The following is a 23506-nucleotide window of genomic DNA, read 5'->3' as shown; positions in this document are numbered from 1 at the left end:
AATCACACCAAAACGGAATCCCATACGATTCATTCATCGCGCCTGATGCTCTAGGCGATGTCTTCAAGCATCAGCATCATTTAAACCTTGCAAACTATTTTTTCTCTTAGAGAAAAAATCTCTGGCGGCTGTTCGGGAAAAGCAGCAGTTTAGCTGTACGGTACCTGTATTGTTGCTATTTTCGCCGTGGGAGACGTTCCGCCTGCCCAACGATACCAGCGAAAATTGGCCTCTCATTGGTGGAGAGTGGGGAAAACCCCGATATTTTTTCGATCTAAAAGGAAAAAATACCTTTTTATGCGACAGAGTATAAGCACTGCTCTATAAATATGGGTGCGCCGGAACTGATAATCCCGTCGTGCGTACCTAATCGAAAGTCTTGAAGCTAAAAAAGAGGCCTTCTCTTATGAACCTAATGGCTTACGTTACGGGTCTGTTATTGAAGTTGCAGCTTCAGTGGCAAATTTAGAGCCCGGTGCGCAGAGGAACACTCTGTATGAATATGATCATCGTTTTACTTATGGTTGCGCAGCTTGCTGTTGCTATCTACGCAATTCAAAAGTCCCGATAAAGGGGCTTAAGCTCCTTTAGGAGGAACGAGGGACGTTGGAAGGCCTGACGTCCCTCAATTCTATAAAAAATCGGCCTCAGTTTTGCAGAACTGAGGCCGATTGGATTCAAAGTACACTCCTTTGATAAGAGTGACCCTCTGTATGTATGATCACCCTAGATATATATATAGAATTTGGGCCCGGTCAACCATTTCCGGTCGTTTTGGCGCAGTTTGGCGCAGTTTGCATCATCGTTCTCTTCGAAGCAAGCATGACTGGTGGCGGCAAATAAATCGCAATAGTTTTGGTTGGTTCTGTGGCGAGTGACCAAAAATAAGTTTAGCGGATTGGCGGGCCCGCCAACCCGATTTCCGCCCCTCCGCAGGGCTTTTCCTTGACAAAATGGCCCCGTCATGCGCTTTTCCGCGCGAATTCATGATACGGGGCCGTTCCGCGCGCCCGAAAACCCGTTACGGAAAAGATTATGCACCGCTACCGCAGCCATACCTGTGCCGCCCTCAACAAGTCCGACGTTGGCCAGACCGCCCGCCTTTCCGGCTGGGTGCACCGCGTGCGCGACCATGGCGGCGTGCTCTTCATCGACCTGCGCGACCACTACGGCATGACCCAGGTGGTCGCCGATCCGGATTCGCCCGCCTTCGCCACCGCCGAGAAGGTGCGCGGCGAATGGGTGATTCGCGTCGACGGCAAGGTCCGCGCCCGCACCGAAGACACCGTCAACAAGAACATGGCGACCGGCGAGATCGAACTCTATGCCGAAGAAATCGAGGTGCTGTCGGCGGCGAAGGAACTGCCGGTTCCGGTGTTCGGCGAGCCGGACTATCCGGAAGACGTCCGCCTGAAATACCGCTTCCTCGACCTGCGCCGCGAGACGCTGCACGCCAACATCGTCAAGCGCACCAAGATCGTCGCCTCGATGCGGTCGGCCATGGCCGATGCCGGCTTCGGCGAATATTCGACGCCGATCCTGACGGCCTCTTCGCCTGAAGGCGCGCGCGACTTCCTGGTGCCGAGCCGAATCCATCAGGGCAAGTTTTACGCGCTCCCGCAGGCCCCGCAGCAGTACAAGCAGCTTCTGATGGTCGCCGGTTTCGACCGCTATTTCCAGATCGCGCCGTGTTTCCGCGACGAGGACCCGCGCGCCGACCGGCTGCCGGGCGAGTTCTACCAGCTCGATGTCGAGATGAGCTTCGTGACCCAGGAAGATGTCTGGGAAACGATGGAACCGGTGATGACCGGCGTCTTCGAGAAATTCGCCGATGGCAAGCCGGTCACCAAAAAGTGGCCGCGCATTCCCTATGACGAGGCGATCCGCAAATACGGCTCCGACAAGCCGGACCTCAGGAACCCGATCGTCATGGAAGCGGTCACCGAGCATTTCGCCGGCTCTGGCTTCAAGGTGTTCGCCGGCATGATCGAAAAGAACCCGAAGGTCGAAGTCTGGGCGATCCCGGCCAAGACCGGCGGCAGCCGCGCCTTCTGCGACCGGATGAACTCCTGGGCGCAGGGCCAGGGCCAGCCGGGGCTGGGCTATATCTTCTGGCGCAAGGAAGGCGAAGACCTGACGGGTGCCGGCCCGCTTGCCAAGAATATCGGACCGGAGCGCACCGAGGCAATCCGCGCGCAGCTTGGCCTCGACGAGGGCGATGCCTGCTTCTTCGTCGCGGGCGAACCGTCGAAGTTCTACAAGTTCGCCGGCGAAGCCCGCACGCGCGTCGGGGACGAACTGGGGCTGACCGACAAGGATCGCTTCGAGCTCTGCTGGATCGTCGACTTCCCGTTCTACGAATGGCTGGAAGACGAGAAGAAGGTCGATTTCTCGCACAACCCGTTCTCGATGCCGCAGGGCGGTCTCGAGGCGCTGGAAAACCAGGATCCGCTGACGATCAAGGCCTACCAGTATGACGCCGTCTGCAACGGCTACGAGATCGCCTCGGGCTCGATCCGTAACCAGCTGCCGGAAGTCATGGTCAAGGCGTTCGAGATCACCGGCAAGAGTGCGGCTGACGTGGAAGAGCAGTTCGGCGGCCTCTACCGCGCCTTCCAGTATGGTGCGCCGCCCCATGGCGGCTGTGCCTTCGGCATCGACCGCATCGTGATGCTGCTTGCCGGCGCCAAGACCGTGCGCGAGGTCGCGCTGTTCCCGATGAACCAGCAGGCCCAGGACCTTCTGATGGGCGGCCCGTCCGAGGCCGAACCGGCCCAGCTCCGCGAACTCGGCCTGCGGCTGATACCGCAGAAGAAGGACTGAGGCCTTCAGGTAGCGCAATTTTTGAGAAGCCCCGGCGAGCGATCGCCGGGGTTTTTTCGTTTTTGGGCGAAAGGTCTCGCGTCCGTGTTGGCGGGGCGAAGCGCGCCCTGTCTTTCCGCGCCCGCCGGATGAGCTTGTTATACTTTATGCTAATGCCCACCCGTGCAAAGCATAAAATGGCAAATAAATATTGAAGTGAAAAAGAATGGAATATAAATTCTTTTTCATGCGGCACGGGGAGCGGGCCGCGTTTGGGAAAAAGCCGGTCGGCCGTGAGGAGATGGCCCCGGTTTTGAACGGGAGGAATCCATGAAGAAGCAATTACTGGCCCTTGCGGCCACAGCGCTGGCGTTTGGCGCCATGCTGCCCGCCGCGGCCCAGGCCGAAGGCGAGCGTTTCGTGCTGATCTCGCACGCGCCGGACAGCGACAGCTGGTGGAACACCATCAAGAACGCCATCAATGTGGCGGGCGATCAGATGGACGTCGAAGTGGAATACCGCAACCCGGCCACCGGCGACCTTGCCGACATGGCGCGCATCGTCCAGCAGGCAACCGCCTCGAACCCGGACGGCATCATCGTCACCATCGCCGATTATGACGTGCTGTCCGGCCCGGTATCGGACGCCGTCGCCAAGGGCATTCCGGTGATCACGATCAATTCGGGCACCGAGGAGCAGTCCAAGGAACTCGGCGCGATGATGCATATCGGCCAGCCGGAATATACCGCCGGCAAGCTTGCGGGCGAGCGCGCCAAGAAGGAATCGGGCGCGGAAAGTTTCGTCTGCGTCAACCACTACATCACCAACCCGGCCTCGGTTGAGCGTTGCCAGGGCTTTGCCGATGGTCTCGGCGTTGAGCTCGGCGACCAGATGATCGACAGCGGCATGGACCCGTCCGAAGTCAAATCGAAGGTGATGGCCTATCTGAACGCGCATCCCGATACCGGCGCCATCCTGACGCTCGGCCCGAACTCCGCCGAGCCGACGCTCGCAGCGCTTGAAGAAATGGGCCAGTCCGGCGAAATCTATTTCGGCACGTTCGACCTGTCGACTGCGATCGCCGATGCCATCAAGGCCGGTACGATCAACTTCGCGATCGACCAGCAGCCCTATCTGCAGGGCTATCTGCCGGTGGTTCTTCTGACGAACTACGCCCGCTACGGCGTCATGCCGTCCAACTCGATCAATTCGGGTCCCGGTTTCACCACCAAGGACAATATCGAGCTGGTTGAGAAATACGCCGGTCAGTACCGCTAAATGACAGGCGCCGCGGGCCCCTTGCGGGCGCGCGGCGTTTTCCTGCCAACACGCAATGAGGGTCGCGCGCCGTCGCGTTGCCGCCTGTTTGCCTGCCAGAAGGAATGATCGAGCCCATGTCCGAAACACCCAAGCCGATCGAGGAAATGGTCGCCGAGGAGCGTATGCGCGCCGTCCCGCGCTGGCGCAAGGCGTTGGTGCGCCCGGAACTCGGCAGCATCTGCGGCACCATTCTGGTGTTCGTGCTGTTCATCTTCATTGCCGGCGACAGCGGCATGTTTTCCGCAGAGGGGTTCATAAACTGGGGCACGGTCTCGGCCCAGTTCGCGATCCTCGCCGTCGGCGCATGCCTGCTGATGATCGCCGGCGAGTTCGATCTCTCCATCGGCTCGATGATCGGCTTTTCCGGCATCATCATTGCGCTTTTGACGGTGCAGCTCGGCGTGCCCGCCTGGCTCGCGATCCTCGCCGCCTTCGCGCTGGCGCTCGCGATCGGCGCGCTCAACGGCTATCTGGTGATCAGCACCGGACTTCCCTCCTTCATCGTCACGCTCGCCTTCCTGTTCATTTTGAGGGGGCTGACGATCTATATCGCGATCGCCACCACCTCGAAGACCATCATCGGCGGCGTGCGCGAGGCGGCCGAGGGCGACTGGCTGGCCGCGCTTTTCGGCGGCACGGTGCTGAAGGGGTTGTTTTCCTGGTTGGCCGAGCACGACATGATCGGCACCTTCGTCGCCGGCCCCCGCGCCGGCCAGCCGGTGGTCGAGGGCATTCCGATGCTGATGGTCTGGGCGCTGGCGCTGATCATCATCGGCCATTTCATTCTGGTGCGCACCAAGTTCGGCAACTGGATCTTTGCCGCCGGCGGCGATGCCCAGGCGGCGCGCTATGTCGGCGTGCCGGTGAACCGGGTGAAGATCCTGATGTTCATGCTCACCGCCTTCTGCGCCACCGTGTTCGCCACCTGCCAGGTGATGGAATTCGGCTCGGCTGCGGCCGACCGAGGCCTTCTGAAGGAATTCGAGGCGATCATTTCGGTGGTCATCGGCGGCGCGTTGCTGACCGGCGGCTATGGCTCCGTCATCGGGGCGGCGCTCGGCGCGCTGATCTTCGGCGTGGTCCAGCAGGGCCTGTTCTTCGCCGGCGTCGAAAGCTCGCTTTTCAGGGTGTTCCTCGGCGTCATCCTGCTTCTGGCGGTGATCCTCAACACCTATATCCGCCGCCGCATCACGGGAGAACGCTGAGATGAGCGAACCGCTGATCGAACTCGTCGATATCGAAAAACATTTCGGCCCCGTCATAGCGCTTTCCGGCGTGTCGCTCTCGGTCTTCGCCGGAGAGTGCCATTGCCTTCTCGGCGATAACGGCGCTGGCAAGTCGACCTTCATCAAGACCATGTCCGGCGTCCACAAGCCGAGCGCCGGGCGCATTCTCGTCGATGGCAAGGAGCGCAGCTTCAACGATCCGCGCGATGCGATGGCGGCGGGCATCGCGACCGTCTACCAGGACCTCGCCATGATCCCGCTGATGTCGGTGACCCGCAATTTCTGGATGGGCCGGGAGCCGGAGAAACGCTTCGGCCCGGTCAAGGTCTTCGATCACAAGAAGGCCGGCGCGATCACCGTCGAGGAAATGGCGAAGATGGGCATCCACCTGCGCTCGGCCGATCAGGCCGTCGGCACGTTGTCGGGCGGCGAGCGGCAGACCGTGGCGATCGCCCGCGCTGTCTATTTCGGCGCGCGGGTGCTGATCCTCGACGAGCCGACCTCGGCGCTCGGCGTGCGCCAGACCGCCAATGTACTCTCCACCATCGACCGGGTGCGCAAGGCCGGCGTCGGCGTGATCTTCATCACTCACAACGTCCGCCACGCGCTCGCCGTGGGCGACCGCTTCACCGTCATCAATCACGGCCACACGCTCGGCACCGCCAAACGCGGCGAGATCGGCACGGAGGAGCTACAGGACATGATGGCCGGCGGCCGCGAGATGGTCGAGCTGGAAAGCTCGCTCGGCGGCACTGTGTGAGCTCCGGCCACGCATCAATCGTGCCCGGTTCGCCGCCGCAAAGCCCCCAATCTTCTCGCCCCGGCGGGGAGAGATGTCGCGAAAGCGACAGTGAGGGGAGTCTATCCCCGCGAAAGCCCTCACGAGACGAAAAGCCGCGCCACCCTCACTGCCCCTGTCGGGGCATCTCTCCCGCCAGCGGGAGAGAGTATTGGGGGGCTATGCGGTGAGACCATGCGCGATGGCCTTGCCCGCAATGTTCCAACCTGATGCCGTCAGATACGCTCGCCGGTCTCGGCGTCGAACAGATGGATCTTGTCGAGATCCGGTCTGATGACGAGGCGGTCGTGGGAGCCGACGGTCAGCCACTCGCGCTGGGCCACCATGATTTCGTCCTCGCCGATGCGGCAGATGATCTGGGTTTCGGCGCCGGTCGGCTCGACCACGACCACCTCGACATCGATCCCGCTTTGGTCGAGCAGGATGTGCTCCGGACGAATGCCGTAGATCACCTTCCGACCGCGTTCGACCGTGCAATCTGCTGGCAAGGGCAGCCGTCCGCCGCCATTGCCGACAAACTCAAGCGGACCGTCCGCGTTGATGCGGCCCTCGATAAGGTTCATGCCCGGCGAGCCGATGAAACCGGCCACGAACACGTTCTTCGGGGTCGCGTAGAGTTCGAGCGGCGTACCGTACTGTTCGACATAGCCATCGCGCATCACCACGATCCGGTCGGCCATGGTCATGGCCTCGATCTGGTCGTGGGTCACGTAGACGATGGTGGTCTTGAGCCGCTGGTGGAGCTGCTTGATCTCCGAGCGCATCTGCACGCGCAGCTTGGCGTCGAGATTGGACAGCGGCTCGTCGAACAGGAACACCTGAGGCTGGCGCACGATCGCGCGGCCCATGGCGACGCGCTGGCGCTGGCCGCCGGAGAGGTTGCGGGGATAGCGGTCGAGCAGATTTTCCAGCCCGAGAATCTGGGCGGCCTCGCCGACCCGGCGCTTGATCTCATCCTTCGGCGCCTTGGCCAGCCTGAGCGAGAAGCCCATATTGGCCTCAACCGTCATATGCGGATAGAGCGCATAGGACTGGAACACCATGGCGATATCGCGCAGCTTCGGCGCGACATCGTTGACGACCTTGCCGCCGATTGCGACCTCGCCGCCGCTGATTTCCTCAAGCCCCGCGATCATGCGCAGGAGCGTCGATTTTCCGCATCCGGACGGGCCGACAAGAATGACGAACTCGCCTTCCTGAATGTCGATATCCACGCCATGCAGGACTTCCACATGTCCGTAGCTCTTGCGGACCTGTCTTACGTCTACTGAAGCCATATCGGTTTCTCACTTGCCAGTTTGCGGCGCGTAGCACCTGTCATGTTCATGCCGCCTGCCTCGCCTGGGCCCCGGTGGCGCGCGAATAGGGCAGCAGCGCCGCGTCGATTGCGGCAAGGCACAGATCGCGCGCGCGCGGCGCGACCCTGCCGTTCACCACGTTCGGATAGATCCGCGCCATGTGCTGGCTGATCAGCGTTTCGGGAATGTCGCCATCAAGGCGCGCAAACAGCGTATCGATCGCGGTCGCCGCTTCCTTTTCCGGCCAGTAGTAGCGGATCCGGTCGCTGTAGCTGAAATGGCGCTGCAGCCGCTGCTCCGCATCCGAGCCGGTATAGTGGGAGCGCCAGTGGCCGGGTTTTTCCAGCATCAGGCTCTCCATGGCGGTAAACAGCGAGCCGTGGCCATCCGTGCCCGCAAGCGTGGCGGCTATCGCGTCGAGGCCGTAAAGCGCCTCGCGGAGCGCAAAGGTCAGGCCGGGACCGACCTTGAGGATCGCGAAGCCGTCATCGACGAGTTGCGTCAGCGCCTCCACCGGCTGGTAGTCGGTGGAGTGGGCCTCGTAGACCAGGCCGGGCAGGTCACTGAGCGCCCCGACCAGCGCGCGGGCCCGCTCGGGCTTGTAGATCGCCACATTGGCGTTGCCGAACTCGACGCCCGGCTGAACGACGATGCCCACCACGCGGTCCAGCGCTTCGGCAATGCCGGCGCCGGCGAAAGCATCGCGGTGAACGGCATAGGTGTTCTTCACGGCCTCGGCATCGGTCGGCTCGATGTCGTCAAGGGCGTGGGTCGCCCCGCCCGGCGGCGGCACCTCTGTGCCGATGATATAGACCGGCGGCCGGTGGCCGGCGTCTTTGGCTGCCTGTTCGGCGACCTTCGCCAACCTCGCGGCGCGTTTCGCCGTCAGCTCGTCGGCAAGGGCTGTCGGTTCTCCGGCGCAACCCATCGAGGTGTCGAGGTGGAGCTTTTCGAAACCCGCCGCAGCGTAGGCGGCGATCATGGTTTCGGCCCGCGACATTGCCTCTTCGGCGGGGAGGGTTTTCCACGGATTGGGACCAAGATGATCGCCGCCGAAAATGATGCGCTCGACCGGAAAACCGATCGTGCCGGCGATCTTTTCGACAAAGGCGCGGAAATCCGCCGGCGTCATGCCGGTATAGCCGCCGTCCTGATTGACCTGGTTGCAGGTGGCTTCGATCAGCGCGACCGCGCCATCGGCAGCGGCGCGCCTGAGTGCTGCCTCGATCACCAGCGCGTGGGCGGAACAGACCGAGGTGATGCCGCGCGGGAGGTTGCCGCTGCGCTCGCCGAAAAGACGGGCGAGCGCAGCATGGCGGTTTTGTTCGCGAGGCTCGGTCATGCGAGCTTCACCACCTTGGTGAGATGGCGCGGGGAGACGGTGTCGAGACCTTTCATCTGCGCCACCCGCTCACCGAGGATCTGCAGCGCCGGCAGCACGGCAAGCCCCGCAAGCGAAAGCCCGGTGTCGAGATCGAGCGAGAGATCGCCCGGACCGCCAAGGCCGATCACGACCGCGCCCTTGTCCTGAAGCTCCTTGACCACCTTGGCCTCCTCGGCCTTCTGGTCGGAATAGAGCATGACGACGGCGGTTTCCTCGCTGACGAGGCTGATCGGGCCATGGCGGTATTCCAGCGGGTGGAAGGCCTGGGTCACGGTCTGGCTCATCTCCATCAGCTTCAGCGCGCCTTCAAGCGCGATGCCGTAAAGCGGCCCGCCGCCGAGGAAGACGAAATGCGAGCGGTTCTCGATGAGCTGCGGAAGCGCTGCGTCGAGGTCGTCCATCAGCTTGCGGGCGGTGTCGATGATGCCCGTGGTCATGTCCTGGCCGATCATGCGCTGGCCGAGCAGCAGCATGAGGCTGGCGGACACCGACATCACGATGCCTTCGTCGGGATGGGATGGCGAGACCACCAGCGTATCGCAGTTCTTCGCAAGCGGGCTTTCCGGCTCGACGGTGATCGCCGTGACATGGGCACCGGCGGCGCGGCTCGCCTTGGCGGCGGCGACCGTCTCGGTGCTTTCGCCGCTGCGCGACAGGGCGATGACATGGGTATTCTTCCAGTCGGGATAAAAAGCGTCCGGGCGGCTCAGCCATTCGGCGCCCGGAACCGCGATGGCGGCGCGGCCGGCGAGGTTGAAATAGGCCGCAAGCGACAGTGCCAGGTTATAGGATGTGCCGCAGCCGACGATGACGGTAAGCGCTGCGTAATGCGAACCGGGTTTCCAAGTGATCGCCTTTTCCCAATAGGGGAATTGCTCGAAAATCACTTTTTCAGTCGTGTTCATGTTGTCTCCGGTTTATTTGACCGAGCCTGCCAGCAGACCGCTGACGAGGTACCGGTTCAGGAAAATGACGACGAGGGCGGGGATGATGATGGCAACGGAACCGCTTGCCGTGATCAGGCCGTAGTCGACGAAGTTTTTTGTGACGAATTCAGGGATCAGCACCGTCAGCGGCTTGGTTTGCGCCGGCGAGAAGATCAACGGAATGAGGTACTGGCCCCATGCGCCGAGGAAGGTGAGGATGGCGGTTGCCGTCAGGCCCGGTCCCGCCAGCGGCAGCACGATGTTGAAGAAGATATAGAGCCGTCCCGCGCCATCGAGCTGGGCCGCTTCCTCGAGCGCGATCGGAAGCGACTCGAACACGCTTCGAAGCAGCCAGAGCGACAGCGGCAGATAGGCCGACACGTAGATCAGCGCGATGCCGGTATAAGTGTCGATCATGTGCAGGCTGATCAGGATCCGGTAAAGCGGGATCAGCACCGCATAGGCCGGGATCGCAAGCGTCGCCACCACCAGGATGAACAGGGTCTTGCGGCCGGGAAATTCAAGCCGGGTGAAGGCATAGGCGCCGAGCGCGGAGATCGCCACGCACAGCACCGTCGCCAGCGCCGAGGTGACGATGGAGTTGAACAGCGCCGCGCGGAACTGCGCCCAGATCTCGACGCCGCCGATGCGATCGATGCCGATGCCGAAAATGCGGGCGAAGTGATCGAAGGTGATGTTTTGCGGGAAGAAATGGATCGGGCGGGCCGAGAAATCCTCGGTCGGCGTCAGTGCGCTGGCGAAGGTCCAGTAGACCGGTCCCAGCGACCAGATCAGCAGCACGGCCAGGCCGACCCAGATCATCATACGATAGGCAAGAGACTGTTTCATCAATCATACCGTGTGTTGCGATAGACGCGGAGGACATAGACCAGCGACACCAGAAGGGAGACGAAGGTGATCGTCAGCGAAAGCGCCATGCCGTAGGAGAAGCGCAGGTTCTGGAAGGTCTCGAGATAGATCTGCACCAGCACGGGCCGGGTTTCGAGGCTCGCCCCGGCCAGCACCCAGGCCTCGTCGAAAAGGTTGAAGGCCTGCACCGTCGCGTTGGTCATGGAGACCGCGATCGCGCTGCGCACCAGAGGAAGCGTTACCAGCGTCAGCATCTGAAAATTGGTCGCACCGTCGATGCGGGCGGCCTGATAGAGGTGGTCGGGAATGCTCTGCATGGCGGCGAGAACGATCACGATGGTGAGCGGCATCATCCGCCAGACATGGACCACGGTGACCGCCATGATCGCGCTGGTGCGGTCGTTGAACCAGATGTGGTTTTCGAAGGGCAGGCCGAGGGAGGTGAGGATGCCGTTCAAAAGGCCGGCGCCCGGCTGGTAGATCCAGAGCCAGATCACCGCGTTGACCACGCCGGGCAGCGCCCAGGGCAGGATGACGGCGGCAAGGATCCACTGACGTCCGACCTTGACCTGATTGATCAGGGCAGCGGCCAGCACGCCGAAGACGGTCTCTGCCAGCACGGCGAGGATCACGTAGGAAAATGTGTTCATCCAGCTCATGCCGAGCTGTTTGTCGGAGAGCATGCGGGTGTAGTTGGCAAGGCCGACGAACGGGGTCCCCGGCTGCATCGGATTGACCCGGTGCAGGCTGTCCCAGCTCGTGACCAGCATTGGGTAGAAGACCAGCGACGCCATGGTGATCAGGATCGGCGCGGCCAGCAGCAGGCCGAGCATGGTATCGGCATTGAAGCCGATACCGCGCTTGCCTCGCATTGTGGAGGCGGCAGATGTCATTGGGCCATGGCCTGCTCGGCGGCGTCGGCAATGTTCTGCATTGCTTCCTCAACCGTGATCTGGCCCTTGGCGGCGCTGTTGATCGATGTGTTCACGGCGCTGGAGAACTCCGGATACCACTGCGGCGTGCCCTGCGGGAACAGTGGTTCGACCGTGGTCGACTGTTCCACGAGCACGTCGCCCGAATGCATTACGCCGGTCTCGTTGACGGCGGCGAGCACCGAGGTGCGGGTCGGCAGGAAGCCGTTCGTGTAGTTTTCTTCCTGGAAGTCCTTGGAGGTGAACCACTTGATGAACTCGACAGCGGCTTCCTTGTTCTGCGAACTTGCGGGAATGCCGAGCGCTTCCGGCAGGCCGAAGCTGCGGGTGTCGCCGCTTTCCGTAGGCACCAGAATGGCCTCGACCTCGCCGGCGACCTTGGACTGATCCGGATCGTTCATCTGGCCGAGGCGGCCAGGCTCGCCCGAAATCATAACGCTGGTCTGGCCCTGGGAGAACATGCTGTCATTGATCTGGCTGTCGGTGAGACTGACCGATGCGGGATCGACGAGGCCTTCCTCCAGCAGCATCAGTTCGAATGCCAGCGCCTTGTAACCGGCCGAATCCGGCGATGTGAACAGCGGCTTGAAATCGGCATCGAACAGCTCGCCGCCAAAGGCCTTGGTCAGCAGATACCAGCTCGTGGATGCGCCTTCGGTTGCCGAAAGCGGCAGGCCGATCGGGTATTCGACGATGCCGGCGTCCTTGATCTTCTTGGCGTCGGCGACAAGTTCGTCCAGCGTCGTCGGCGCTTCGGTGATGCCGGCTTCCTCGAACTGCGCCTTGTTGATCAGCATGACGCGGAAGTCGTTGGTATAGGGAATGCCGAGGACTTCGCCATCAACGGTGAAAATCTTGGAAACGCCGATATCTTCAATCGTTTCGGCGTCAATCACGTCGTTCAGCGGTGTGTACCAGCCGGCGGCGGCGAACTGGCCGGTCCAGGACCAGTCGAATTCGGTCACATCGGCGGGCGCGGTGCCGGCAACGAGGCCGGTAACGAGCTTCAGGCGGATATCGTCCCACGAGAGCGTCTGCAGGTCGACATGGATGCCGGTGTCTTCCTCGAAATCGGCGGCGATATTGGCGCCCTGCGGGGAGGGCAGAAGCACAGTGATGGATTCGCCGGCAAGCGGCTTGGCGTCATCGGCCATCGCCGGAATGGCGAGCAGCATGGCTGTCGAGGTTGCGAGTGATAAAAGCAGTCTGTTCATGTTCCCGTCCTGTCTGGTTTTTGGAGAGTTCAATCCGTCCCGTTTCGGGCGGAGGCGATTTGCCCGACAAAGCCATCTTCGAGCGGCCAGCCGAGACATTGGGCGGCCGCCAGCAGCGCGCCGCCAATGGGGAGAAGTCGGGGTGGAACCGGCGCGCGGCCGATCCGGCGCGTCAGCGCTTCAAGCAGCACCGGGCTTGCGAATGTGCCGCCGGCATAGGTCCAGTCGGCATCGAGCGCGCAATGCGGGGCGATGGCCGTGAAATGCCGCGCAAGATCGTCGGCGGCCTGTTCCATCAGCGCATTTGCGCCGGTATCGCCGGTCCGGGCGACGCGGTCGACTACTTCGGCAAGGGCCGCGATTCCGGCGCGCGGACGTTCAAGGCCGGTCACCCAGCCGCCGAGTGCGTTCATGGGGTCGGTTCTGTCGAGCGAAAGGGCATCGAACACCGCGTCGGTAAGCGCGGTCGGCTGCCGTCGACCATCGATCGCCTGGCTGACGAGGCTGAGCGCGGCGCGGCCGATGGCATAGGCGCTGCCTTCGTCGCCAATCATGTCGCCCCAGCCGCCGACGCGGGCGGAGCGGCCTTCGCCATCGCGCGCCCAGGCCATGGAGCCGGTGCCGGAAAGGATGAGGATGCCCGGACGACCGGACAGCGCGCCGAAATGGGCGGCTTCCACGTCGTTCAGCACATGTCGTTTCGCAGCCGGGAAGGTCTCGGCAATCGCCTGTTCCTGAAGGGCGGAGAGGCGGGCCACCTCGCCATAGGCCGGCAGCGCTGCCGCCACCGCCTTGATATCGGCGATCTCGGTGAAGGGCTGCAGCACGGTGTCGAGCATCGCGCGCCAGCCGGGGTTGTCCATCGGATTGACGCCGCCGCCGCGGGCCTTCTTCACGATTCGCCCCGTCCTGTCGGCAAGCGCCGCCAGCACCTTGGTGCCGCCGCCGTCAATGCCGAGGATCAGGCCGTCGGTCATCCGTTCGCTCCCGCCTCGACGATCGTGTTCTCGATCCCGTTGTCGCCGAAATGCGCGCGCCACTTCTGCGAAATGGCGGAATCGGTGATGACGTGGGCTTCGGTGAGGGGGGAAACCTTGTAGGTCGCCATCGTGTCGAACTTGGTGGCGTCGGCCAGCACGAAGCAGCGCGCCGAGCGGGTCAGCATGCGCCGGTTGAGGTGGGCCTCGCCATTGTCGATGCTGTAGATCGCGCCATCGGAGCCGATCGCGCTCGCGCCCAGGAAAAGCTGATCGAACCAGATAAGATCGAGCATGGCTTCCGCCTGCGGGCCGACCAGCGAGGCGTTTTCGCTGCGCAACTGGCCGCCGAGCAGCGTGACTTCAAGGTTCGGAATGTTCAGGAATTCCTGGGCGACAATCAGCCCATTGGTGAAGATGCGCAGCGGGATCGGGCTGATGCGGATCAGCCGGGCAAGCTGCAGAACCGTGGTGCCGGCATCGAGAAAGATCGCGGAACGGGGCTGCAGCGTCTCATAGGCCGCCGTGGCAATCGCCCGCTTGGCGGCGAGATTGCGCTTCTCGCGGGCCTGGAACGCCATTTCGACCGAGGACCCTTCGGCGATCCGCGCGCCGCCATGGACCCTGACGATCGAGCCTTCCTGCTCAAGAATCTGCAGATCGCGGCGGACGGTGGCGAGCGAGGCGCCGATCGCATCGGCCAAGTCCTGGATCGCGGAAAACCCGTTCACATAAAGATGGCTGCGTATCGCTTCGAGACGATCGACCTTGACGCCCTGTGGCTGTGACATCCGCATTCCCCTGTTATTTTCGATCACAATGATGATCGAAACGATCATTGTCAATCAATTTTGTGATTTATTATGATCGAAAAAGCCGGCGACATTGCTGTCGCCGGCTCAGACTGCTGACAAAGCCCCAAGCTTTGACCATCGTCTGTCATCGGCCCTTCGTTCTTGGGTCATGCTCGGACTTGATCCGAGCATCCAGGCGGTTAAGCTACTGAATTTGCTAAACTCTATAACCAGCCCTTGCCGGGCGGCCTGGATCCTCGGGTCAAGCCCGAGGATGACCCGGACTATGGGAGACGTTTCTCAAGAAGCTGAGCCGGCGACATTGCTGTCGTCGGCTGCGGGAACCGAATGGAATGGTCGTGAATAGCGATATCGCGGCATCGCCTCCCACTCTGCCGTCATCCCGGCTCAAGGCCGGCATGACGGAGGTGAGGAGGGCGCAGCCAGTGTGCACGAGTCTAGCTATAAGCCGGCAGCAGGTCCCCGTGCCGCTCGATCAGCCCATCCACCAGCTTCCAGATTTCATCCGGGGAAAGCTCGGCCGATGTGTGCGGGTCGAGGAGGGCGGCCTGGTAGATGCGGTCGCGGCTTTTGGTCAGCGCGGCCTCGACCGTCAGTTCCTGCACCGAAATGCTGAGTTTCATCACCGCCGCGAGCGGGGTCGGAATCCGGCCGATCCGGATCGGCTGAATGCCGTTATGGTCGACATGGCAGGGCACTTCGACGATGCATTCGTCCGGCAGGTTGGAGATCAGGCCGTTATTGGGCACGTTGCCGTAGATCAGCGCCGGCTTGCCGGTGACGGCGGCGTGGATGATGCCGGCGGCATATTCATTGCTGCGGCACACCTCGATCGGCTTGTCGCCCTCAAGCTCCTTGCGCAGCGCATGCCATTCGGCGATCTGCTCCTTGCAGCGGCGAATATATTCGTCCAGCGGAATATTGAAACGATCGATCAGGTCGTCGCGGCCATCCTTGATGTACCAGGAGGTATATTCCGAGAAATGCTCGCTGGACTCGGTGACGAAATGACCGAGCCGTTTCAGCGCGTCGAAGCGCACCCGGTCGTCGGCGGGCACCTTGCCGTCGGCGAGAAGCTTGCGCAGGCGCGGATAGAGGTCTTCGCGCGAACCGTCCGCATGCAGCTTTTCATACTTCAGGAAGAACGCGATGTGGTTGATGCCGGCCGAGAGGTAGTTGATGTTCGCAACATCCTCGCCGAGATAGGAGGCGAGCTGGCCGGCGGTGTGCTGCACGCTGTGGCAAAGGCCGACCGTGCGGATTTCCGGCGCGATCTCCTTGATCGCCCAGCAATTGATCGCCATCGGGTTCACATATTGCATCAGAAGCGCGTTCGGGCAGACATCCTCCATGTCGCGGCAGATCGCCTCCAGCACGGGTATGGTGCGCAACCCCCGGAAAATGCCGCCGATGCCGAGCGTATCGGCGATCGTCTGGCGCAGGCCGAACTGTTTCGGCACGTCGAAATCGGTGACGGTCGCCGGCTCATAACCGCCGACCTGCATCATCAGGATCACGAAATCGGACCCCTTCAGCGCCTGGCGCCGGTCCAGCGTCGCCTCGACGCGGATATCGGCAAGGCCGAGCGCCGCGCAGATGCGGCGGGTGACGATTTCGGAGGTCTTCAGCCGCTCGGAATCGATGTCGAACAGGCTGATGGCGATTTCGCCGGGGAGATCGGAGGACAGTACATCGCCGAGAATGTTCTGGGCGAAGACAGTGCTGCCGGCGCCGACAAGGCAGATTTTGGTCATGGTGGGTTCCTTTCTTTCCCGCGAAGCTATATCTCCAAAACAAGATTTTCCTCCGGTGTTCATATCGATTAATCCGGGATTGGAGTGGCGAGCGATGAGCGCGGACAATAATGAGGTGGATGACCTGACGCTGGCGCGCGGCGATTTCCTGATCGAGCGCCATATCGCGACCGCCATGCCGGCGGCCCACTGGCACGATCACGTCGAGCTCAACCTGCTGCTTGAAGGTGAGATGACCTACCTCTTCAACGGGCGGCGTGAGGAGGTGGAGGCCGGCAGGCTGGTGTTGTTCTGGGCCGCGATCCCGCATCAGACCATTGCGGTCACCGACAATGCCGCCCTGATCGTCATCTACCTGCCGCTTGCCGATTTTCTGGCGCTGCCGGTTGATCGCGACGCGCGGCGCTTCACCATGCAGGGCGGCTTTCTGTCCGATCCGACGTCAACGCGCCATGACGGCTTCGTCGCCGCGCGCTGGGTGGAGGAGTGGAACAGGGGCGGGCCGCAGCGCCGGAGCCTGCTGCGAGAGGAAATCGCGCTGAGGGTGCGCCGCTTCATCCTCGATTGCGTCGAAACCGGCCGGCTTTCAGGCGGGGAGGCGGGGACGGCAGCGGTCGCTGCCGCCGTCCGCCATGTCGAGGCGCTGACCGATCTGGTCAACAGTCATTACGGCGAGCCCGTTTCGATGCCGGATCTCGCCGCCCGCGCCGGCATCCATCCGAGCACCGCCAACAAGGCCTTCCGCGACGTGCTCGGCCTTTCGGTGAACGAATATCTCACCCGCTACCGGGTGGCGCGCGCCATGCAGAGGCTGGTCGACACCGAGGACCCGATCCTCACGATCGCCTATGATTGCGGGTTCGGATCGAGCAGCCGGTTTTACGAATTGTTCAAGGCGCGCACCGGCCAGACCCCGCTTGCCTTCCGCAGGGCGCTGTCGCGCAAGGGGTGAGACAGGCGTTGAAAAGCCCCGGCAGACGTTCCGCCGGGGCCAGTTACGAAGGTCTTGTCTTACTGATTGGCCTTGATCTCGAGATTGAGAAGCTGGGGGATGGCCTTGGGCGCGGCGGCGCCCGCCATCACGACGGCCAGCACCGGCATCTGCATCTGCGGTTTGATGCTGATGGAGAAGTTCTGCGGATCGGCCAGATAGGCATCGACCGCGGACGAGACGGAGGCGGCTAGGTCGGGCATTTCCAGCCCGGCGAGGCCCGCCGTCATCTGCCCCTTCCACTCGGAAATCAGCGCATCGGACGAGATGTTCTTTTCCTTCGCGATCGTCTGGATCAGTCGGTTGGTGATGCTGTCATCGGTGAACTTGATCGACAGTCCGCTGACGCCGATGGTCTGGCCGAGCTGCATCAATTCAGCTTGGTAGGGATTTTCCTGTTCCGATGAGGTGCCGTCCGCAGGGGCCTCCTCCATCTCCTCGCTTTGGGCGATCTCTGAAATCTTCTGCAGCGTTTCCAGCGTTTCCAGCGTGACGCCGGTCAGTCCCATGCCGAAGTCGAGCGTGCCGACATTTTCCGTGGCGAGGCTGTAGGTGGCGACATTGAGATCGCCCGTTTCCAGATCCCAGTTCCCGCTGATCGTGAATGTGGATGTGGTCTGCAGCAGATCGAGCTCTTCCAGCGTCGCGCGGGCGTCGGGCTTCAGGTCGTCGACCTGCGAAAGGTCGAGCGAAATCCCGGTGACATCCGCGAGATAATCGGCCTGGGTCCGCGCGTCGTTGAAATGCTGCTTGGCGGAAGCATCATCGATCGTCAGCAGCTTGTTGCCGTCGAAGGTGACGGTGATGTTCTTGACCTCGGTGTTCTCGCCATAACCCCAGCCGGAAAGAACCGCGAGATCGGCGCCGGCGGGCACATGGATATTGGTCTCGGTGATCGAGGCGATGGCGATTTCCGCGTCTTCCATCATGAAGGCCATGTCGGACGCCATCGACTTGCCAATCAGGTAGCTGCCGTCGGCATTTTCCTGAACGTCCTGAAGGTTGAGCGTGATCGGCGCCTTCTGCTTGAACTCGTCCATCTCCTCGCCCGCTCCAGGCAAGGGCGAAAATTCCATGCCCGAGATCGTCACGCTGCCGTCCGAGCCTTCCTCGACGCTGTCATAGGTGAAGGTCATTTGCGACTGTTTTTCGGTGACGGCTTTCAGCTTGGCCATCAGATCGTCGGTATCGAGGGCAAACGCGGGAGCGCCCGATGCGGCCATAAAACTGCCTGCGAGAAGAAGCTGCGTGAGACGTGATGTGGGCATGAAGTGCTCCCTGAAAATGAGATGTTGCGCTACGGTTTATTGGCCATATAAGGCCGAATTGCAATTTTGCTATGAATGCCCGGTGAATGCGGCGCGTTTTCCCTTGTTTTCAGGGGATTGCGGGCGTCCCCGCCTTGCGGGCGAGGGTTGTATCCTCTAACAGAAACCCATGGGAAAAGAAATTACGCCGCCTGAAAATGGCGATGGACATACGGATGCCGTGGACCTGCGCAAGGCCCTTGAGGAACGCTACCTCGCCTATGCGCTGTCAACGATCATGCACCGGGCGCTGCCGGATGTACGCGACGGGCTGAAGCCCGTGCACCGCCGCATCATCCACGGCATGAGCGAGATCGGGGTGCGCCCGAACGCCGCCTACAAGAAATGCGCCCGCATCGTCGGCGATGTCATGGGTAAGTTCCACCCCCATGGCGACGGCTCGATCTACGATGCGCTGGTGCGCCTGTCGCAGGATTTCGCCCAGCGTTATCCGATGGTCGACGGACAGGGCAATTTCGGCAATATCGACGGCGATAGCGCGGCCGCCATGCGCTACACCGAGGCGCGCATGACGGATGTCGCCGCGCTGATGCTGGAAGGCATCGGCGAGGATGCCGTCGATTTCCGCCCGACCTATAACGAGGAGGACGAGGAGCCGGTGGTGATGCCCGGAGCCTTCCCGAACCTGCTCGCCAACGGCTCAACCGGCATCGCCGTCGGCATGGCGACCTCGATCCCGCCGCACAATGCCCATGAGCTGTGCGAGGCGGCGATCTACCTGATCAAGCATCCCGACGCCACCGTCGAGGACATCATGACGCTGCCGGACGCCGACGGGTCGAAGGCGAACATGATCCAGGGGCCGGACTTCCCGACCGGCGGGATCATCGTCGAGGATTTCGCCTCGATGGTCGAGACCTACAAGACCGGCCGCGGCGGCTTCAGGCTGCGCTCGCGCTGGGAGAAGGAAGACCTCGGACGCGGCAACTATCAGATCGTCGTTACCGAAATTCCCTATGGCGTGCAGAAATCGCGGCTGATCGAGAAGATCGCCGAACTCCTGATCGCCCGCCGCCTGCCGCTTCTGGAGGATATCCAGGACGAATCGGCCGAGGACATCCGCGTCGTTCTGGTGCCGAAATCGCGCGCGGTCGACCCGGCGCTGCTGATGGAATCGCTGTTCAAGCTCACCGATCTCGAACAGCGCTTCTCGATGAACATGAATGTCCTGTCGCAGGGCAAGGTGCCGAAGGTGATGGGCCTTGTCGACGTGCTGAAGGAATGGCTCGGCCACCGCCGCGAAGTGCTGCAACGCCGTTCCCGCCATCGTCTTGCCGCGATCGACCGCCGGCTTGAAATTCTCGGCGGCCTGCTGGTCGCCTATCTGAACCTCGACGAGGTGATCAAGATCATCCGCGAGGAGGATGAGCCGAAGCAGGTGATGATCGCCCGGTTCGAGATCACCGATGTGCAGGCCGAAGCGATCCTCAACATGCGGCTGCGCGCTCTGCGCAAGCTGGAGGAAATCGAAATCCGCAAGGAATTCGATGCGCTGACGGCGGAAAAGGCGGAGATCGAGGCGCTGCTCGCCTCCGAGGAAAAGCAGTGGCAGACGGTCGCCTGGGAAATCGGCGAGGTCAAGAAGACCTTCGCCAAGGCCACCGAACTCGGCCGCCGCCGCTCGACCTTCGATATCGCGCCCGATACCGATGTCGAGGCGATCCAGCAGGCGATGATCGAGAAGGAGCCGATCACTGTCGTCATCTCCGAAAAGGGCTGGATCCGGGCGCTGAAGGGCCATGTCGACACCTCCGGCGTCTCGTTCAAGGAGGGCGATGGCCTGAAGCTCGCCTTCCCGGCCCAGACCACGGACAAGCTTTTGATCATCACCACCGGCGGGCGGGCCTTCACGCTCGGCGCGGACAAGCTGCCCGGCGGGCGCGGCCATGGCGAGCCGCTCAGGATCATGGTCGATATCGATGCCGACCAGGACGTCGTCACCGCCTTCGTGCATGAGGCCGGCCGCAAGCAGCTGATCGCTTCCACCGCCGGCAACGGCTTCATCATCGAGGAAGACCAGATGGTCGCCAACACCCGCAAGGGCAAGCAGGTGATGAATGTGTCGGCCAAGGACGAAGTCAAGCTTTTGACGCCGGCAGCGGGCGACCACATCGCCGTCATCGGCGAAAACCGCAAGCTGATCGTGTTTCCGATGTCGCAGGTCGCCGAGATGGCCCGCGGCAAGGGCGTGCGCCTGCAGCGCTACAAGGATGGTGGCCTGTCGGATGCCAAATGCTTCGCCATCGCCGACGGCCTTAGCTGGACCGACAGCGCCGGCCGCACCCATATGCGCACCGCCGATGAACTGCTGGAATGGCGCGGCGACCGCGCCATGGCCGGCCGCATCGCGCCCAAGGGCTTTCCGAGGAACGGCAAGTTCAGGGGGTAGGGGCCGTCACACCTTCGCCGTCAGCAGTTTCACGCCGGCGAATACGAAGAAGCCGCCAAGCGCGGCTTCCACCACGCGGCGGAAGCGGGTGAGGCCGGCGCGGACCATGGCGCTGGAGAGCAGCAACGCATAGGCGCCGTGGCCGGTGAAGGACATGAGGAATGATCCGGCGACGAACAGCACGACGATATGGGCGGGGGCATCGCCAACGCCGCCGACGCCGGCGATTGCCAGCCAGAACATGATGGCCTTCGGGTTGGAGACCTGCAGCAGATAGCCGCCGGCGACCTGCCGCCGGAACGAGCGCAGCCCTGGCGTGAGCGGCGCAAGCGGCGGCGGATTGAGCATCTTGCCGAAGGATTTGAACGCCAGGAAGAACAGATAGCCAGCGCCCACAAAGCGCACGATCTCCATCGCATGGGCGAGCTCTGCGAAAATGATCGACAGGCCGAGCACGGTGGCGATCGAAAGCGTCATGCTGCCGCAGGCGACCCCCAGCGCCGTCGCCACCGCAGCGCCGCGCCCCTGGCCCATGGCGACACCCAGGATCAGCATTACGCTCGGCCCCGGCGAAAACACGCCGACGAGCAGGATGGACCATGCGAGCATGAGTTGTGGCAGATATTCACTGAGCATGAGACGACGCTTTCAGCTTGCTGCGCCGGCACGGAGGGCGGATCGAGACCTCATGCCGTCCTGCGGTTGAAGACGGGGTTAAGTGTATGAACAAATCAAGAACAAGGCAAGCACGAATTTTCGTCAGCTTGCCACGCGTGGTTGCTTCTTCACATCCGCTCGAACTGACCCGGCACGCCATCCACGGAAAACAGCTCAATCTCGAGCATCTCGGCCTCGCCACCACCGCCGGTGAACGTTGCCATCGAGCGAGAGGCGATCGCGGCGTTTTCCGTTTCGATGTCGAAGACGAAGGTGCTGCCGTCCCAGTGTTTCAGGGGGAAGGCCATGTCTTCAGGGCCTGCGTAGAGAGTGAGCTGGCCGCTCGTTTCGCGGATTTCGACCGTGCCGAAATAGGCGTTGCCATAGGTCCCGGTCAGGGTTTCGAAGGCCGGGGCGGGCGCGGCGGCTTCCGGGAAGGGCATGCCCGCGGTATGGCCGAGCGGTTCGTAAAAGCTCATGAACAGCGGGTTATACCCCGAAAACCAGTCGCGCTCGATTGCGCCGGTCTGGGCGATATCGGCGAAGGCGGCGTTGATCGATTCCGGCACGCCGACCGGCGAGGCGTTGGTGAGCGTGATGATGCCGAGATCGAGCGAAGGGATCAGGGTGAAGGCCGTGGCCGCGCCCATGATGAAGGCGCCGGAATGGCTGAGCACCACCCGGCCGCTGGAGGAGACGCCGGTATTGAAGCCGTAGCCGTAAAAACCCGGGCGTTCATCGGCCACATGTGGTCTGCCGGAAAAGGCCTGCGGGCTGAGCGCCGGCATCAGCGCGTCGGGGTCGATCAGGTCGCCGCCTTCGTTAAGCACCATCTTCATCCATTTCGCCATGTCTTCCACCGAGGCGCTCATGCCGCCCGCAGGCGACTGCGCATCCGGGTTGCGCTGGAACAGCGGCGCGAAGCTGCCCGAGGGCTGCAGCGCCTGCGGCACGGCCCGGTTGTCGCGGGCCATGAAGTCATCGAACCGCGCGCTGGCGGTCGCCATGCCGAGCGGTTCGAGAAGCGACTGTGATACGAGGTCGCTCCACGCCATGCCGGAAGCCTGCGCCACGCCCTCGGCCGCTGCCGTCAGGCCGAAATTGGTATAGGCGTAGCTGGTGCGGAAAGGGGTGAGCGGCAACTGGGCGAGGCGCTCCAGAATGATCTCCCGGCCGAAGCCGAGATCCTCGAGATCGTCGCCGGCATGGTCCGGCAGGCCGGAGCGGTGGGAAAACAGGTCGCCAACTGTTACCCGCGCGGTGATTGCGGGATCGGAAAGCCTGAACCAGGGCAGCAGGTCCTGCATCCGGCTGTCCCAGGAGACCACGCCCTCGCTCACCTGCCTGGCGACGACGGTGGCTGCGATCGATTTCGACACGGAAGCGATCTGGAACACGGTTTCGGCGGTCACCGGCGCATCGCCCTCGCCACGAAGCCCAAAGCCCTTGGCATAGAGGGTCTCGCCATCATGAACGACGGCGACCGCGATGCCGGGAACGCCGCTGCGCTCCTGGATCTCCGCGACGATGCCATCCAGCGACTCCACGGCCCTGTCGATCTGGCCGGGCGGAACCGGCAGTGCTGAAGTGCGCGAGGGCGGCAGGTCATCCGCTCCGGCGGCAAGCGGCAGGAGGGCGAAAACGGTCGCCGTTGCGACGAGGCGGAAGGTGGACATGCGGCTTTCCCATTGCGGGGAGCAACCAAGGCACCGCGGCGGTCGTCCCCCTCGACCGCGCGACGAAAGCCGCTTTCGCGGCCTTCATTCAATAAGCAATAGCTTATATTCTCGGAAACGGACTGCGTTTGCAAGCCGCGCCTTTGGC

18 protein-coding genes are annotated in these 23506 nt (G+C 62.6%); 6 read left to right on the top strand and 12 right to left on the bottom strand.

Annotation, left to right across the window (positions count from 1 at the left end):
• Window positions 1-1035: 1035 nt before the first annotated feature.
• From aspS to V6766_RS23215, 4 genes are all read left to right on the top strand, one after another.
• Complete coding sequence (gene aspS, locus V6766_RS23230; RefSeq protein ID WP_448470647.1) at window positions 1036-2823, top strand: aspartate--tRNA ligase; 1788 nt, start codon at window positions 1036-1038, stop codon at window positions 2821-2823.
• Between the two features lie 309 nt (window positions 2824-3132).
• A complete protein-coding gene (locus V6766_RS23225; protein WP_448470646.1) occupies window positions 3133-4080 on the top strand; it encodes a sugar ABC transporter substrate-binding protein in 948 nt (315 codons plus the stop codon).
• A 146-nt stretch (window positions 4081-4226) separates the two neighbouring features.
• Window positions 4227-5327: an ABC transporter permease gene (locus V6766_RS23220; RefSeq protein ID WP_448470649.1), complete on the top strand. Its 1101-nt coding sequence runs from the start codon at window positions 4227-4229 to the stop codon at window positions 5325-5327.
• A gap of 1 nt (window position 5328) precedes the next feature.
• On the top strand, window positions 5329-6108 hold the full coding sequence (locus V6766_RS23215; protein WP_448470645.1) for an ATP-binding cassette domain-containing protein: 780 nt from the start codon (window positions 5329-5331) through the stop codon (window positions 6106-6108).
• A gap of 254 nt (window positions 6109-6362) precedes the next feature.
• On the opposite strand, the gene V6766_RS23210 is transcribed toward V6766_RS23215, so the two are convergent.
• From V6766_RS23210 to melA, 9 genes are all read right to left on the bottom strand, one after another.
• Window positions 6363-7424 (bottom strand): ABC transporter ATP-binding protein, encoded by a 1062-nt coding sequence (locus tag V6766_RS23210; protein WP_448470644.1) that lies wholly within the window; start codon window positions 7422-7424, stop codon window positions 6363-6365.
• A 46-nt stretch (window positions 7425-7470) separates the two neighbouring features.
• On the bottom strand, window positions 7471-8787 hold the full coding sequence (locus tag V6766_RS23205) for a D-tagatose-bisphosphate aldolase, class II, non-catalytic subunit (protein WP_448470643.1): 1317 nt from the start codon (window positions 8785-8787) through the stop codon (window positions 7471-7473).
• Window positions 8784-9734 carry an SIS domain-containing protein gene (locus V6766_RS23200; protein WP_448470642.1) on the bottom strand — a complete coding sequence of 317 codons (951 nt, stop codon included), beginning with the start codon at window positions 9732-9734 and terminating at the stop codon, window positions 8784-8786. Before V6766_RS23200 ends, V6766_RS23205 begins: the two co-directional genes overlap by 4 nt.
• 12 nt (window positions 9735-9746) lie before the next feature.
• A complete protein-coding gene (locus V6766_RS23195; RefSeq protein WP_448470648.1) occupies window positions 9747-10580 on the bottom strand; it encodes a carbohydrate ABC transporter permease in 834 nt (277 codons plus the stop codon).
• 23 nt (window positions 10581-10603) lie between these two features.
• Window positions 10604-11518: a carbohydrate ABC transporter permease gene (locus V6766_RS23190; protein ID WP_018067625.1), complete on the bottom strand. Its 915-nt coding sequence runs from the start codon at window positions 11516-11518 to the stop codon at window positions 10604-10606.
• Window positions 11515-12771, bottom strand: coding sequence for an ABC transporter substrate-binding protein (locus V6766_RS23185; RefSeq protein WP_448470641.1), 1257 nt, complete (start codon window positions 12769-12771; stop codon window positions 11515-11517). The genes V6766_RS23190 and V6766_RS23185 overlap by 4 nt, the downstream gene beginning before the upstream one ends.
• Window positions 12772-12800: 29 nt before the next feature.
• Entirely contained in the window at window positions 12801-13748 is a 948-nt protein-coding gene (locus V6766_RS23180) for an N-acetylglucosamine kinase (protein ID WP_448470640.1), read from the bottom strand.
• Window positions 13745-14539 carry a DeoR/GlpR family DNA-binding transcription regulator gene (locus V6766_RS23175; protein ID WP_448470639.1) on the bottom strand — a complete coding sequence of 265 codons (795 nt, stop codon included), beginning with the start codon at window positions 14537-14539 and terminating at the stop codon, window positions 13745-13747. The genes V6766_RS23180 and V6766_RS23175 overlap by 4 nt, the downstream gene beginning before the upstream one ends.
• Before the next feature lie 461 nt (window positions 14540-15000).
• The gene (melA, locus tag V6766_RS23170; protein WP_448470638.1) at window positions 15001-16317 is read right to left on the bottom strand and encodes an alpha-galactosidase; all 1317 of its coding nucleotides are present in this window, start codon (window positions 16315-16317) and stop codon (window positions 15001-15003) included.
• A 94-nt stretch (window positions 16318-16411) separates the two neighbouring features.
• Between melA and V6766_RS23165 the strand changes: the two genes are divergently transcribed.
• Entirely contained in the window at window positions 16412-17269 is an 858-nt protein-coding gene (locus V6766_RS23165) for a helix-turn-helix domain-containing protein (protein WP_448470637.1), read from the top strand.
• 59 nt (window positions 17270-17328) lie between these two features.
• Here V6766_RS23165 and V6766_RS23160 read toward each other — a convergent pair whose 3' ends face one another.
• Window positions 17329-18576: a hypothetical protein gene (locus tag V6766_RS23160; RefSeq protein WP_448470635.1), complete on the bottom strand. Its 1248-nt coding sequence runs from the start codon at window positions 18574-18576 to the stop codon at window positions 17329-17331.
• Between the two features lie 169 nt (window positions 18577-18745).
• On the opposite strand from V6766_RS23160, the gene parC reads away from it, so the two are divergent.
• Window positions 18746-21025, top strand: coding sequence for a DNA topoisomerase IV subunit A (parC, locus tag V6766_RS23155; protein WP_448470633.1), 2280 nt, complete (start codon window positions 18746-18748; stop codon window positions 21023-21025).
• Window positions 21026-21031: 6 nt separating this feature from the next.
• Here parC and V6766_RS23150 read toward each other — a convergent pair whose 3' ends face one another.
• On the bottom strand, window positions 21032-21661 hold the full coding sequence (locus V6766_RS23150) for a LysE family translocator (protein WP_448470631.1): 630 nt from the start codon (window positions 21659-21661) through the stop codon (window positions 21032-21034).
• Between the two features lie 149 nt (window positions 21662-21810).
• Window positions 21811-23358, bottom strand: coding sequence for a serine hydrolase (locus V6766_RS23145; RefSeq protein WP_448470629.1), 1548 nt, complete (start codon window positions 23356-23358; stop codon window positions 21811-21813).
• Window positions 23359-23506: the final 148 nt, after the last annotated feature.

The sequence above is a fragment of the Martelella sp. AMO21009 genome (assembly GCF_053484295.1).
Note: the sequence above shows the minus strand (reverse complement) of the source record. Positions and strands in the feature narration are given on the sequence as shown.

Coding starts and splice junctions, on each gene's coding strand:
- V6766_RS23165 (WP_448470637.1), top strand. CDS start 16,412: ATGAGCGCGGACAATAATGAGGTGGATGACCTGACGCTGGCGCGCGGC.
- V6766_RS23185 (WP_448470641.1), bottom strand. CDS start 12,771: ATGAACAGACTGCTTTTATCACTCGCAACCTCGACAGCCATGCTGCTC.
- V6766_RS23190 (WP_018067625.1), bottom strand. CDS start 11,518: ATGACATCTGCCGCCTCCACAATGCGAGGCAAGCGCGGTATCGGCTTC.
- V6766_RS23145 (WP_448470629.1), bottom strand. CDS start 23,358: ATGTCCACCTTCCGCCTCGTCGCAACGGCGACCGTTTTCGCCCTCCTG.
- V6766_RS23195 (WP_448470648.1), bottom strand. CDS start 10,580: ATGATGATCTGGGTCGGCCTGGCCGTGCTGCTGATCTGGTCGCTGGGA.
- V6766_RS23150 (WP_448470631.1), bottom strand. CDS start 21,661: ATGCTCAGTGAATATCTGCCACAACTCATGCTCGCATGGTCCATCCTG.
- V6766_RS23200 (WP_448470642.1), bottom strand. CDS start 9,734: ATGAACACGACTGAAAAAGTGATTTTCGAGCAATTCCCCTATTGGGAA.
- V6766_RS23160 (WP_448470635.1), bottom strand. CDS start 18,576: ATGCCCACATCACGTCTCACGCAGCTTCTTCTCGCAGGCAGTTTTATG.
- parC (WP_448470633.1), top strand. CDS start 18,746: ATGGGAAAAGAAATTACGCCGCCTGAAAATGGCGATGGACATACGGAT.
- aspS (WP_448470647.1), top strand. CDS start 1,036: ATGCACCGCTACCGCAGCCATACCTGTGCCGCCCTCAACAAGTCCGAC.
- V6766_RS23225 (WP_448470646.1), top strand. CDS start 3,133: ATGAAGAAGCAATTACTGGCCCTTGCGGCCACAGCGCTGGCGTTTGGC.
- V6766_RS23205 (WP_448470643.1), bottom strand. CDS start 8,787: ATGACCGAGCCTCGCGAACAAAACCGCCATGCTGCGCTCGCCCGTCTT.
- V6766_RS23180 (WP_448470640.1), bottom strand. CDS start 13,748: ATGACCGACGGCCTGATCCTCGGCATTGACGGCGGCGGCACCAAGGTG.
- V6766_RS23175 (WP_448470639.1), bottom strand. CDS start 14,539: ATGTCACAGCCACAGGGCGTCAAGGTCGATCGTCTCGAAGCGATACGC.
- V6766_RS23215 (WP_448470645.1), top strand. CDS start 5,329: ATGAGCGAACCGCTGATCGAACTCGTCGATATCGAAAAACATTTCGGC.
- V6766_RS23210 (WP_448470644.1), bottom strand. CDS start 7,424: ATGGCTTCAGTAGACGTAAGACAGGTCCGCAAGAGCTACGGACATGTG.
- melA (WP_448470638.1), bottom strand. CDS start 16,317: ATGACCAAAATCTGCCTTGTCGGCGCCGGCAGCACTGTCTTCGCCCAG.
- V6766_RS23220 (WP_448470649.1), top strand. CDS start 4,227: ATGGTCGCCGAGGAGCGTATGCGCGCCGTCCCGCGCTGGCGCAAGGCG.